The sequence below is a fragment of the Streptomyces sp. NPDC001493 genome (assembly GCF_053597235.1).
In genome coordinates, this window is the sequence record NZ_JBSFHV010000028.1 from 1 (window position 1) to 14,479 (window position 14,479).

At 70.3% G+C, this 14,479-nt stretch carries 4 protein-coding genes, 1 tRNA gene and 1 pseudogene; 5 read left to right on the plus strand and 1 reads right to left on the minus strand.

Annotation, left to right across the window (positions count from 1 at the left end):
* The first annotated feature begins 466 nt into the window (after positions 1-466).
* A tRNA-Thr gene (locus ACWCWD_RS30700) sits at positions 467-539 on the plus strand.
* A gap of 104 nt (positions 540-643) precedes the next feature.
* Here ACWCWD_RS30700 and ACWCWD_RS30705 read toward each other — a convergent pair.
* Complete coding sequence (locus ACWCWD_RS30705; RefSeq protein WP_450777843.1) at positions 644-3,268, minus strand: SpoIIE family protein phosphatase; 2,625 nt, start codon at positions 3,266-3,268, stop codon at positions 644-646.
* Positions 3,269-3,743: 475 nt separating this feature from the next.
* On the opposite strand from ACWCWD_RS30705, the gene ACWCWD_RS30710 reads away from it, so the two are divergent.
* From ACWCWD_RS30710 to ACWCWD_RS30725, 4 genes and pseudogenes are all read left to right on the plus strand, one after another.
* Entirely contained in the window at positions 3,744-9,170 is a 5,427-nt protein-coding gene (locus ACWCWD_RS30710; protein ID WP_450777845.1) for a HAMP domain-containing protein, read from the plus strand.
* Positions 9,171-9,463: 293 nt separating this feature from the next.
* The gene (locus tag ACWCWD_RS30715; protein ID WP_327178314.1) at positions 9,464-10,138 is read left to right on the plus strand and encodes a response regulator; all 675 of its coding nucleotides are present in this window, start codon (positions 9,464-9,466) and stop codon (positions 10,136-10,138) included.
* Between the two features lie 211 nt (positions 10,139-10,349).
* Positions 10,350-13,213: pseudogene (locus ACWCWD_RS30720) on the plus strand (DNA translocase FtsK).
* A 285-nt stretch (positions 13,214-13,498) separates the two neighbouring features.
* Positions 13,499-14,302, plus strand: a complete 804-nt coding sequence (locus ACWCWD_RS30725; RefSeq protein ID WP_450777847.1) for a RodZ domain-containing protein — start codon at positions 13,499-13,501, stop codon at positions 14,300-14,302.
* Positions 14,303-14,479 lie beyond the last annotated feature (177 nt).

The window sequence follows — 14,479 nt, forward strand, 5'->3', positions numbered from 1 at the left end:
GTACTGCAGGGGGGACCCTGTGGGAGAGTAGGACGCCGCCGAACAATTTTTCCGGGAGACCCCCGTGCCTTTGGGCACGGGGGTTTTCTGCGTTTACGGCGTTTACGGGATATCGCGGGCCGTCTCCGCCGGGAGGCCGGCAGGCGGTGCGGGTGGTGCGGACCGTACGGACGGAGGGACGGACGTGCAGGCAGGCACGTTCGGATCGGTGAGCCGGCGGACCCGGCCGCCCGTCGGCCCGGTCCATCCGGCCGCACCGCCGGTGCACCAGCCCCGTCGGGCGGCCCGAGGTGGGCTGCGGAGCGGTTGCTTCCTGGCGAGCACGCGAGAAGCAGGCGGGGCGAACACACGCTGAAGTGGCTGCCCGTGACGGGTTCTCATGACTGTCCGGACTCCGCGTGGCAGGTGGTTCTGAAGACCCCGGAACTGGGGTATGCTTATCTCGTTGCACAGCAGAGCGCAGCAAGCCCCAATAGCTCAGTCGGTAGAGCGTCTCCATGGTAAGGAGAAGGTCTGCGGTTCGATTCCGCATTGGGGCTCAGCAAAGAAGAAGGCCCCCACCATTCGGTGGGGGCCTTCTTGCTTTCCGAATTCTTCCCGGTCCTCCCCGGGCCGTCTCTCGGCGGCCCGGGGCAGTTCCGGATCAGATGGTCTGCGGCTCCGGTACGCGCATGGCGAGGATGGCCATGTCGTCCGAGGCCGGCTCGGCGGCGAACCGCTCCACGGCCCGCAGGACCCGCGCGGCCACCGCACCGGCCGTCAGCCCTGTGCAGTTGGCCAGGACCTCCGCCAGGCCGTCGTCCCCGAGCATGCGGGTCCCCTCACGGCGTTCGGTGATGCCGTCCGTGACACAGAGCAGGACGTCGCCCGGGGCGAGCGTGACCTCCTCCTCGTACAGCTCCAGGTCCTCGATGACGCCGAGCAGCGGCTGAGGCTCGGCGGCTGCCTGGACGGAACCGTCCTGACGGAGACGGAGCGGCAGGGGGTGGCCGGCGCACACGACCTTCAGGAGGGCGCTGCCGTCCTCCTGGGGACGCAGCTCGCCGTAGAGGAGCGTGAGGAAACGGCTGCGGGAACCCTCGTCGAGGATGGCCGCGTTGAGCCGCTCCAGCACCGCGGGGCCGCTGAAGCCCTCGCGGGCCAGCAGCCGCAGGGCGTGCCGGGCGAGGCCCGTGACGGCCGCGGCCTCGGGGCCGGTACCGCACACGTCGCCGATGGCGAAGCCGTAGACGCCGTCGCGGATCGGGAAGACGTCGTAGAAGTCGCCGCCGACCTCGTTGCCCTCGCCGGCCGCGCGGTAGATGACCTCGATCTCGACGTTCGGCACCACCGGCTGGCTCGGGGGCAGCAGGCTGCGCTGGAGCGCCTGACTGATGGCCGTGCGCTCCGAGTAGAGGCGGGCGTTGTCCAGCGCGAGGGCGGCCCGGCGGGACAGGTCCTCGGCGAGCTCCAGGATCTCCTGGCGGAAGTGGTCGTCCGACGGTTTGCCCAGCGTCAGCATCCCGATGACGCGGTTGCGGGCGACGAGGGGGAGAACGACCGTCTCCCCGCCCACCGCGGCGGCCGTGGCGAGGGTCGTGCGGGTGGAGTTCGCCATGCTCAGCGGGGCGTCGCTGCTCAGGCTCCGCATCGACGTGCGCAGCGCGGCCTCGTGGGCGGCCTTGGTCGGGGCGCCCCACACCCGGGCGCCCGGGGAGGGCACCGGCTCGGGCGGATCGATGCGGGACAGCAGGGCCTTGAGCCCGTCGATCAGATCCTCGTCCTCGTGCAGGACGTAGGAGAGGAAGGGCTCCGAGGCGGGGTCGGCGATGGTGTAGACGGCGCACCAGGTGGCGAGGGTCGGGACGGTCATCTGGGCCATGAGGGCCAGGGTCTGGTCCCGGTCGAGCGTCCCCGCCAGCAGGTCGGACGCCTCGACGAGGAAGGAGAGGGAGCCTCTGCGGAGCCGTTCCAGCTCGCCCAGGCGGGCCGACTCGACGGCGAGCGCGATGCGGTCGGCGGCGAACTGGAGGCGCAGGGCCTCCTCGTTGGTGTACCGGCCCGCTGCCTCCGCCGCGACGCCCAGCGACCCGGTGAGCCGGCCCTCCACCTTCAGCGGGACCGTCACCACCGAGCGCATCCCCGTGCCGCCCAACAGCGGAACGGCACCTTCGACGGCCGTCAGGTCCTCGTGGACGGCCGGCATCCGGGCGGAGCCGTAACGGCCGGCGCCCGCCTCGACGGGGACCCGGGCGAAGCGCTGGCGGGCGGACGGCAGACCGGTGGTGGCACGGACCTCGAGCTCGGTCTCGTCGTCCGTGGCCAGCAGCAGGAAAGCGGCGTCGGCGTCGAGCATGTCCCGCGCCCGCTCGACGGTGCGCTGGAGCAGGCCGTCCAGGTCGTCGGGGGCGGGGGAGCCGATGAACACCTCGAAGGGGTCCGCCGAGCGGCTCTCGCCGGTGTCGGTGACCGGCGCCCGTACCGGGCTCTGCAGCACCGCGCGCTCGTCGTCACGGACCATCAGGCAGACCGTGGACGGAGTGCCCCCGGTGTCCCGGACGCGCAGGTGCGAGGCGTAGACGGGGACGACCCGGCCGTCCGCGCACCGGAAGCCGTAACTGCCCTCCCAGCGCGAGAGTTGCAGGGCCGCGACGATGCCGGTGCTGGTGCCGGGGGTCTGCGGCCAGGCGGCGAACTCGGTGAGCTGCTTGCCGACGACCTGCTCGGGGGCGTACCCGAAGAGGAACGAGGCGTCCTCGTTCCAGGAGGCCACGGCACCGGACATGTCGATCTGCACGACGGCGACCCGGATGCGCCGGTCGGCGACCGGCAGGCTCTCGACGGGCAGCAGCGGACCGGCGGAGCGGATGCCCACCGGCCGGTCGGGCAGATCCAGCTGGAACCAGACGTGTTTGCGAGTGGGGGTGTACTCCACGCCCCAGCGGGAGGCCAGTGCGGCGCAGAGCAGAAGGCCCCGGCCGCTCTCCCGGTCGGGGCTGCCGAAGTCGACCGCCGTGCTCTGGAGCGGGACTTCACGCTCCGGATAGTGGTCGGCGACCTCGACGCGTACGCCGTCCTCCGCGCGCAGGCAGAGGACGTCCGCGGCGGTGCCCGCGTGCACGACCGCGTTGGTCACCAGTTCGCTGGTGAGCACGACGGCGTCGTCGATGACGTCGGTGTAGCCCCATCCCTGGAGCGTGTCCCTGACGAAGGCGCGGGCTGTCGCTACCGAGCGACCGGCCGGCTCGAAGGTGGCGGCCGCCCGCGCGGTGATCACTGCACTCCCCATATGGTGTCGCGTCGCTTCCCCGAGTCCAGTGCCCGTATCTCGCAGCTTCGATTCGCCCGACAGCTGTCCCGTGGTCCCTGGCGGATGCGCGACGAACCACCGGACGGCCCTCAGCCAGGCTAGACGCTCGCCGGGGCCGCCGGGTACACGAGGCCGGACTTCACCCCGGACGAGCGGAATGGGCGTACGCGGGCGCGCGCAAGGGGCGCCGCCCGGTGTGACGGCTGGGTGGAGCGGGTGTCGGTGGAGTGACGAATCCCATCGGTGCCCGCGGGCGGAGTGCGGCCTGGTACGTTTCAAGGATTTGACGTTTCCATGGGCACCCGTCGACGGTGTGCTGTGGCGGTGAGGTACCTCGGAACTGGGAAGGCTCCCAGAATCACCCGAGCGAGACGGTCAACCCTGCGGGAGGGACACGGTGGAGTCTGACGTGGCGGCGCGGGGTTCAAGCACGCGTACAAGAGGCGGACAGCCCGTGAAAAAACAGCGCCAAGGAACCGTCGAGGTGGACGCGGCGGCTCTCAGCAGACTGCTCTCCGCCCTGCTCGCGATGCGCGACGGCAACTTCCGCAGGCGGCTCACCGTCTCCGGGGACGGACCGCTGACGGAGATCGCGGCCGTCTTCAACGAGGTGGCCGACCGCAACCTCCACCTCACGGGTGAACTCGCCCGTGTCCGGCGGGTGGTGGGCCGCGAGGGCAAGCTCACCGAGCGGCTGGAGACGGGGGCCTGCGAAGGTTCCTGGGCCGCCGCCATCGACGCGTCCAACGAGCTCGTCGACGACCTCGCGCGGCCCGTGTCCGAGGTCGGCCGGGTGCTGTCCGCGGTGGCCGACGGCGACCTCGACCAGCGGATGGAGCTGCGCTCCCACACCGCGGACGAGACGGTACGGCCGCTGCGCGGCGAGTTCCTGAAGGTCGCCCGTACGGTCAACAACCTGGTCGACCAGCTGTCGGCGTTCACCGAGCAGGTGACGCGGGTCGCGGTCGAGGTGGGTACCGAGGGCAAGCTGGGCGGCCAGGCGCAGGTACGCGGCATGTCCGGTTCCTGGAAGGACCTCACGGACTCCGTCAACACGATGGCGTACCGGCTCACCGCACAGGTGCGGGACATCGCGCTGGTGACGACGGCGGTGGCCAAGGGCGATCTGTCGCGCAAGGTCACCGTCCACGTGGCCGGGGAGATGCTCCAGCTGAAGAACACCGTCAACACGATGGTGGACCAGCTCTCCTCGTTCTCCTCCGAGGTCACCCGGGTCGCCCGCGAGGTCGGCACCGAGGGCGAGCTCGGCGGGCAGGCCACCGTGCCGGGTGTCGCCGGTGTGTGGAAGGACCTCACCGACTCCGTCAACACCATGGCGGGCAACCTCACCAACCAGGTGCGCGGCATCGCCGAGGTCACCACGGCGGTGGCCAACGGCGACCTGTCGCAGAAGGTCACCGTGAGCGCGCGCGGCGAGGTCGCGCAGCTCGCCGAGACGATCAACCAGATGACCGAGACACTGCGCACCTTCGCGGACGAGGTGACCCGGGTCGCCAGCGAGGTCGGCGGCGAGGGTCTGCTCGGCGGCCAGGCGCAGGTGCCCGGCGCCGCGGGGACGTGGAAGGACCTGACCGACTCGGTCAACACCGTCTTCCGCAACCTGACCACCCAGGTGCGCGACATCGCCCAGGTGACGACGGCGGTGGCCAGCGGCGACATGTCGCAGAAGGTCACCGTCGACGTGGCCGGGGAGATGCTGGAGCTGAAGAACACCGTCAACACGATGGTGGACCAGCTCCAGTCCTTCGGTTCCGAGGTGACCCGGGTCGCCCGGGAGGTCGGCGTGGAGGGCCGGCTGGGCGGCCAGGCCGAGGTGCCCGGCGCCGCCGGCACGTGGAAGGACCTCACCGACTCCGTCAACACGGCGTTCCGCAACCTCACCGGACAGGTGCGGGACATCGCCCAGGTGACGACCGCGGTGGCCAACGGCGACCTCTCGCAGAAGGTCACCGTCGACGTGGCCGGCGAGATGCTGGAGCTGAAGAACACCGTCAACACGATGGTGGCGCAGCTGTCGTCCTTCGCCGACCAGGTGACCCGGATGGCCCGCGAGGTCGGTACGGAGGGCATGCTCGGCGGCCAGGCCCGCGTCGACGGCGTCTCCGGTACGTGGAAGGAACTCACCGACTCCGTCAACTTCATGGCGGGGAACCTCACCGACCAGGTCCGCCAGATCGCCCAGGTGACGACGGCGGTGGCGCGCGGTGACCTGTCGCAGAAGATCGACGTGGACGCGCGCGGCGAGATCCTGGAGCTGAAGAACACCATCAACACGATGGTCGACCAGCTCTCAGCCTTCGCGGAACAGGTGACCCGGGTCGCCCGCGAGGTCGGTACGGACGGCCGGCTCGGCGGCCAGGCGCAGGTGCCCGGAGTGGCCGGCGTGTGGCGCGACCTGACCGACTCGGTGAACGGCATGGCCGGCAACCTCACCGCCCAGGTCCGCAACATCGCGCAGGTCGCCACGGCGGTGGCGCGCGGTGACCTGTCCCAGAAGATCGACGTGGACGCGCGCGGCGAGATCCTGGAGCTGAAGAACACCCTCAACACGATGGTGGACCAGCTCTCGAACTTCGCCGAGCAGGTGACCCGGGTGGCCCGCGAGGTCGGTACGGAGGGCATCCTCGGCGGTCAGGCCGAGGTGCAGGGGGTCTCCGGTACGTGGAAGGACCTCACCCAGTCCGTGAACGGCATGGCCAACAACCTCACCCTCCAGGTGCGGAACATCGCCGAGGTCACGACCGCGGTGGCCAAGGGCGACCTGTCGAAGAAGATCACCGTCGACGCCAAGGGCGAGATCCTCGAACTCGTCACGACCGTGAACACCATGGTCGACCAGCTGATGAACTTCGCCGACGAGGTCGCCCGGGTGGCCCGTGAGGTGGGTACCGAGGGCATCCTCGGCGGCCAGGCCCGGGTGCGCGGCGCGACGGGCATCTGGAAGGACCTCAGCGACAACGTCAACCTGATGGCCAACAACCTGACCAGCCAGGTGCGGAACATCTCCCGGGTCTCCTCGGCGGTGGCCAACGGCGACCTGACGAAGAAGGTCACCGTCGAGGCGCGGGGCGAGGTCGCCGAACTGGCCGACACCGTCAACACGATGGTGACGACGCTCTCCTCGTTCGCGGACGAGGTGACCCGGGTGGCCCGTGAGGTGGGTACCGAAGGCATCCTCGGCGGCCAGGCGCGGGTCCCGGGGGTGTCGGGGACCTGGAAGGACCTCACCGAGTCCGTGAACTCGATGGCCTCCAACCTCACCGGACAGGTGCGGCAGATCGCGACCGTCACCACGGCCATCGCCAAGGGCGATCTGACCAAGAAGATCGACATCGACGCGCAGGGCGAGATCCTGCAGCTCAAGGACACCATCAACACGATGGTCGACCAGCTGTCGTCCTTCGCCGACCAGGTGACCCGGGTCGCCCGCGAGGTGGGTACGGAAGGCCAGCTCGGCGGCCAGGCACGGGTGCGGGACGTCGACGGCACCTGGCGCGACCTCACCGAGTCGGTGAACGAGATGGCCGGCAACCTCACCCGGCAGGTGCGGGCCATCGCGGCCGTCGCCACCGCGGTGACGCGCGGCGATCTGAACCTCAAGATCGACGTGGACGCGGCCGGTGAGATCCAGGTGCTGCAGGACAACATCAACACGATGATCGCCAACCTGCGCGACACCACCCTCGCCAACAAGGAGCAGGACTGGCTGAAGGGCAACCTCGCCCGGATCTCCGGCCTGATGCAGGGCCGCCGCGATCTGGACGACGTCGCCTCGCTGATCATGAGCGAGCTCACCCCGGTGGTCTCGGCCCAGCACGGCGCGTTCTTCCTGGCGATGGGCGCGGGCGACAACGACGAGGTGGGCGCGGACAGCAGCGCCGAGGGCGCGTACGAGCTCCGGATGCGCGGCAGTTACGGATACTCGGCGGGCTCCATGCCGACCTCCTTCCGGCCCGGCGAGTCGCTCATCGGCGAGTCGGCGGCGGAGCGGAAGACCATCCAGCTGGACCACGCGCCGCCCGGATACCTGAAGATCTCCTCCGGCCTCGGCGAGGCGCCCCCGGCCCATGTGATCGTGCTGCCGGTGCTCTTCGAGGGCAAGGTCCTCGGGGTGATCGAGCTGGCCTCCTTCCAGCCGTTCACCCAGATCCAGCGGGACTTCCTCAACCAGCTCGCCGAGATGATCGCGACGAGCGTCAACACCATCAGCGTCAACACCCGGACCGAGAAGCTGCTGGAGCAGTCGCAGGAGCTCACCGAGCAGCTCCGCGACCGCTCGGAGGAGCTGGAGAACCGGCAGAAGGCCCTCCAGGCCTCCAACGCCGAACTGGAGGACAAGGCCGAGCTGCTGGCCCGTCAGAACCGCGACATCGAGGTGAAGAACACCGAGATCGAGGAGGCCCGGCAGATCCTGGAGGAGCGCGCCGAACAGCTCGCCGTCTCGATGCGCTACAAGTCCGAGTTCCTGGCGAACATGTCGCACGAGCTGCGCACTCCGCTCAACTCCCTGCTGATCCTCGCCAAGTTGCTCGCCGACAACGCCGAGGGCAACCTCTCTCCCAAGCAGGTGGAGTTCGCCGAGACGATCCACGGGGCCGGTTCCGACCTGCTCCAGCTGATCAACGACATCCTCGATCTCTCCAAGGTCGAGGCGGGGAAGATGGACGTCAGCCCGACCCGTATCGCACTGGTCCAGCTGGTCGACTACGTGGAGGCGACCTTCCGGCCGCTCACCGCCGAGAAGGGGCTCGACTTCTCCGTACGTGTCTCGCCCGAACTCCCCGCCACCCTGCACACCGACGAGCAGCGGCTGCTCCAGGTGCTGCGCAACCTGCTCTCCAACGCGGTGAAGTTCACCGACAGCGGGGCGGTGGAGCTGGTGATCCGGCCGGCCGGACCGGACGTGCCGAACGCCATCAGGGAGAACCTGCTGGAGCAGGGCATGCTGCGGGACTCCGACGATCTGATCGCCTTCTCGGTCACCGACACCGGGATCGGGATCGCGTCCAGCAAGATGATGGTGATCTTCGAGGCGTTCAAGCAGGCGGACGGCACCACCAGCCGCAAGTACGGCGGGACGGGCCTCGGCCTCTCCATCAGCCGGGAGATCGCGCGGCTGCTGGGCGGGGAGATCCACGCGGCGAGCGAGCCCGGCCGCGGTTCCACTTTCACTCTCTACCTCCCGCTGCGCCGCGGTGAACTTCCCGCCCAGGGGTACCCACAGGGGGGCTCCGGCGCCTACGAACCGCCTTCCGGTACGGGGGAGTACACGCCCCCGGCCGACTCCGCGCCGCTGGGCGACCCGGCCAACTCGGCGGGGGTGTTCCGGCGTCGGCGCCAGGCGCTCGGCGATGCGCGCCGCCGTCCGGAGCTGCCCGCGCCCAACCGGCCCGGCGCCGGGGCGGGCTCGGACGCGGAGAGCGCCGCGCAGGAGGACTGGGTCCAGGGCGGGCAGACGCCGGAGGCCCGGAAGTCCTTCAGGTTCCGCGGCGAGAAGGTGCTGATCGTCGACGACGACATCCGTAACGTCTTCGCTCTCACCAGCGCCCTGGAGCAGCACGGACTCTCGGTGCTCTACGCGGAGAACGGGCGCGAGGGGATCGAAGTGCTGGAGCAGCACGACGACGTGGCGGTCGTGCTGATGGACATCATGATGCCCGAGATGGACGGGTACGCGACGACGACGGCGATCCGGCGGATGCCCCAGTTCGCGGCTCTGCCGATCGTCGCGCTGACCGCGAAGGCCATGAAGGGCGACAAGGAGAAGGCGCTCGACTGCGGTGCCTCCGACTACGTCACCAAGCCGGTCGATCCCGACTACCTGCTCGGCGTCATGGAGCGGTGGATGCGCGGGGAATGACGCGGTCGCCGGGGACGGTGCCGGGTCTCCGGCCGGTGCCGCCCCCGGTGGTGGTTCCGGCACCCCCCGGCGGACGCTCCCGCGCCGCCTTCCCGGGAGAAGTACGGAGACGCTTTTCGCCGGGAACCTTCTGAACTCCCGCCGCGTTCTTGTTGTGTGCACAGTGACATCGCGGTGACAGGGTGTGGCGGCGGCCGGGGTGCGGCTACGATGACCGGCACAAGACGGACGGCGATACGGAGCCGTCCCCTGGGGCGGCACCCGGTGCGACGCCGGGATGAGGAGGGCGGGCCATGATGCAGAAGGCCAAGATCCTCCTGGTCGATGACCGGCCGGAGAATCTGCTCGCGCTGGAGGCCATCCTCTCTGCGCTGGATCAGACGCTGGTGCGGGCATCGTCAGGGGAGGAAGCGCTCAAGGCGCTGCTCACGGACGACTTCGCGGTCATCCTGCTCGATGTCCAGATGCCGGGCATGGACGGCTTCGAGACGGCGGCGCACATCAAGCGCCGTGAGCGGACGCGGGACATTCCGATCATCTTCCTCACCGCGATCAACCACGGCCCGCACCACACCTTCCGGGGATACGCGGCCGGCGCCGTCGACTACATCTCGAAGCCGTTCGACCCCTGGGTGCTCCGCGCCAAGGTGTCGGTCTTCGTCGAGCTGTACATGAAGAACTGCAAGCTGCGCGAGCAGGCGGCCCTGCTGCGGGCCCAGCTCGACGGCGGGCGCTCGGGCGAGGACCGGGAGCCGGCCGGGTTGCTGGCCGAACTCTCCGCCCGCCTCGCCGCGGTGGAGGAGCAGGCCGAAGCGCTCTCCAAGCAGTTGGACGACGAATCCGCCGACGCGGCGGCCGTCGCCACGGCGGCGCACCTCGAACGCAAGCTGACGGGTCTGCGGCGGGCCCTCGACGCCCTGGAGCCCGGTACGAACGGCGCCACCGGCATCCTGCCGTCACCGAACTGACAGCCCGGCACCGGCAGATCGGTGAAGGGCGGGCCGGACGGGAACGGGCGGACCGGGGCGGGCGGCCACGGGGCTGACGGCGTACGGAACCAGCGCCGCCGGTCCGCTTGCCGCTGCCCCACGTAGCGCCGTTCAACCCTCCCGCAAGGGTGAGCTGGCGTCAGTTTTCCTCCCCTGCAAGGCGACACGGTCGGGTGAACCCGACGGGCACGTGTCCCGACGCGTCGGCACCGGTAACCTCGGCCCATGGCCTCACGTACGTCCGGCAAGGGTTCCCAGAGCTCGGCGGGCACCGCCAAGAGTGCCGGCCGTACCCCGGGGCCGGCGAGAAAAGCCGCGCCCGCGAAGAAGGCGCCGGCCGGGAAAGCGGCGCCCCCGCGCCGGGCGCCCGCCAACAAGGTGCCCGTCAAGAAGGCGGCGGCCAGGAAACCCGCGCCAAAGCCCGCCGCGTCCCCCACCAACGGGGTCTTCCGGCTGGTGCGTGCCGTCTGGCTCGGCATGGCGCACGGTGTGGGTGCCCTGCTCCGTTCGATAGGGCGTGGTGCCAAGGGGCTCGACCCGGCCCACCGCAAGGACGGGCTGGCGCTGCTGCTGCTGGGGCTCGCGCTGATCGTCGCCGCGGGCACCTGGTCGAATCTGCGCGGACCGGTCGGTGACCTCGTCGAGATGCTGGTGACCGGGGCGTTCGGACGGCTCGACCTCCTCGTACCGATACTGCTGGGCGCGGTCGCCGTGCGGCTGATCCTCTATCCGCAGAAGCCCGAGGCCAACGGACGCATCGTCATCGGTCTCTCCGCGCTGGTCATCGGCATCCTCGGCCAGGTCCACATCGCCTGCGGCAGCCCCGGCCGCGGGGACGGCACGCAGGCCATACAGGATGCCGGCGGCCTGATCGGCTGGGGTGCCTCCACCCCCCTCGTCTTCGCGATGGGCGACGTCCTCGCCGTTCCGCTGCTGCTCCTGCTGACGGTGTTCGGCCTCCTCGTCGTCACGGCCACGCCCGTCAACGCGATTCCGCAGCGGCTCCGGCTGCTCGGGACGAAGCTCGGCCTCGTGGACTCGCCGGACGCGCGCGAGGACGGTTACGAGGAGTACGCCGACGACGAGCGGTACGACGACCAGTGGCGCGAGGCGCTGCCCGGCCGGACACGCCGCGCCCCCGGCCGCCGCCCCGAAGGGGTGTACGACCCGGACGACGCCGAGAACGAGGCGCTGGCCCAGCGCCGCAGGCCCCGTCGGCAGACGGCGCAGCCCGGTACGAACCGGCCGATGGACGCCGTCGACGTCGCGGCGGCCGCCGCGGCCGCGCTGGACGGAGCGGTGCTCAACGGCATCTCGCCCTCACCCGTCGTCGCGGACCTCACGCAGGGGGTCTACGGCGACCGGGACCACACCGGCGACCGGGACCGCACCGGGGAGCGGACCGGCACGCCCGTCCCGGGCGCGCGCGGGGCCCGGTCCGCCGGGGAGGCGGACAAGGAGCGGACCGGCCGCAGGCCCGCCGGTGCGCCGCCCGCCGGCGTACCGGACCTGACCAAGCCCGCGCCGGAGCAGACCCGGCCGCTGCCCGCCCGGGCCGAGCAGCTCCAGCTCTCCGGCGACATCACCTACTCGCTGCCCTCCCTCGACCTGCTGGAGCGCGGCGGCCCCGGCAAGACGCGGAGCGCGGCGAACGACGCGGTCGTCGCCTCGCTGACCAACGTCTTCACGGAGTTCAAGGTCGACGCGGCCGTCACCGGCTTCACCCGGGGCCCGACGGTCACCCGGTACGAGGTGGAGCTCGGCCCGGCGGTGAAGGTCGAGCGGATCACGGCGCTCACCAAGAACATCGCCTACGCCGTCGCCAGCCCCGACGTCAGGATCATCTCGCCGATCCCCGGCAAGTCGGCGGTCGGCATCGAGATCCCCAACTCCGACCGGGAGATGGTCAACCTCGGTGACGTCCTGCGGCTCGCGGACGCGGCCGAGGACGACCACCCGATGCTGGTCGCGCTCGGCAAGAACGTCGAGGGCGGCTACGAGATGGCCAACCTCGCGCAGATGCCGCACGTGCTGGTCGCGGGGGCGACCGGCTCCGGCAAGTCGTCCTGCATCAACTGCCTGATCACCTCGATCATGGTCCGGGCCACCCCGGACGACGTACGCATGGTCCTCGTCGACCCCAAGCGGGTCGAGCTGACCGCGTACGAGGGCATTCCGCACCTGATCACGCCGATCATCACCAACCCGAAGAAGGCCGCCGAGGCGCTCCAGTGGGTGGTGCGGGAGATGGACCTGCGCTACGACGACCTCGCGGCGTACGGCTTCCGGCACATCGACGACTTCAACCACGCGGTGCGCGACGGCAAGGTGAAGGCGCCCGAGGGCAGCGAGCGGGAGCTGTCGCCGTACCCGTACCTGCTGGTGATCGTCGACGAGCTGGCGGACCTGATGATGGTCGCGCCGCGCGACGTGGAGGACTCGATCGTCCGCATCACCCAGCTCGCCCGGGCCGCGGGGATCCATCTGGTGCTCGCGACGCAGCGGCCCTCCGTCGACGTTGTCACCGGACTCATCAAGGCCAACGTGCCCTCCCGGCTGGCGTTCGCCACCTCCTCGCTCGCGGACAGCCGGGTCATCCTGGACCAGCCCGGCGCCGAGAAGCTCATCGGAAAGGGTGACGGTCTGTTCCTGCCGATGGGGGCGAACAAGCCGACCCGTATGCAGGGCGCCTTCGTCACCGAGGAGGAGGTCGCCGCCGTCGTCCAGCACTGCAAGGACCAGATGACCCCCGTCTTCCGGGAGGACGTGGTGGTCGGGACCAAGCAGAAGAAGGAGATCGACGAGGACATCGGCGACGACCTCGACCTGCTCTGCCAGGCCGCGGAACTCGTCGTCTCGACGCAGTTCGGCTCGACCTCGATGCTCCAGCGCAAGTTGAGAGTCGGCTTCGCCAAGGCCGGAAGGCTCATGGACCTGATGGAGTCACGGAACATCGTCGGTCCCAGCGAGGGGTCGAAGGCCCGCGACGTGATGGTCAAGCCCGACGAGCTCGACGGGGTGTTGGCTCTCATCCGCGGGGAAACCGCTCCCTGAGGCCGGCGGCTCCCCGAGGCCGGCCGCTCCTTGAGGCCGACAGCTGCGTGAGGTCACGGAAACATCGCGGAATCCTCTTCCCGGCAGGGCGGGGGCAACCGTTTACTCCGGTCGTACGTCAAGTTCAAGTGGAGGGTGCGGCCGTGGCCGCTCCCGCGGTACGGCCCAAGGGGTTGTCCGTCGGGCCCGATGGCGTACAAAGTCGTCGCGCCCGGTTGCCCCACCCTTTCGTACCCCCCCTAGACTGAACATCCAGCAGGTGGCTCACGCTCGAAAGGCGCCCCCGTGTCCATCGGCAACTCCCCCGAAGACGACCGGCCTTCGATCGGTCGTGTGCTTCAGCAGGCTCGTATCGCCGCAGGTCTGACGGTCGACGAAGTCAGCGGCTCCACCCGGGTGCGCATCCCCATCGTGCACGCGATCGAGGACGACGACTTCTCGCGCTGCGGCGGAGACGTCTACGCGCGCGGTCACATCCGTACCGTCGCCCGCGCCGTCGGCATCGATCCGGAACCGTTGGTTCAGCAGTACGACGCCGAACACGGCGGCCGTCCTGTGCCCACGCCCGCGGCTCCGCTCTTCGAAGCGGAACGCATCAGATCCGAACCCCGGCGTCCCAACTGGACCGCGGCCATGGTCGCGGCCATCGTCGCCGTCGTCGGGTTCGTCGGCTTCACCCTCTTCCACGGTGAGGACGACGGAACCAGCACCGCACATGTGGCCGAGGGCTCCACGCCCGACAAGACGGCCACGGCCAAACCGACCCCCACCAAGCCCGCCGACCCCAAGCCCGTGCCGTCGGAGAGCGCCATCGCGGCGGCTCCGCTGGACAAGGTGACGGTCAAGCTCAGCGCCACCGAGGGCAAGAGCTGGATCTCCGCCAAGGACCACAGCGGGCAGATCCTCTTCGACGGACTGCTCCTCCAGGGCCAGTCGAAGACGTTCCAGGACGAGGAGCGCGTCGACCTCGTCCTCGGCAACGCCGGATCCATCGACCTCTTCGTGAACGGCAAGAAGGTCCAGGACCAGTTCGAACCCGGACAGGTCGAGCGGCTTTCCTACGCGAAGGGCGACCCCGAGGCGGGCTGAGAAGGCCCCGCCTCCCGCACGACCCCAGCCGTCAACGACGAGCGCCCGGCCCAGCCACCGGGCGCTCGTCGCGTTTCTGCGCCCCCTCGGTGGGAGGCGCCGGCCGTGTCCGGCACCACTCCACCACCGGCGCGTTCGTCGCGTTTCCGGGTGGGCGACGTGACTTTGGGTAGCGGG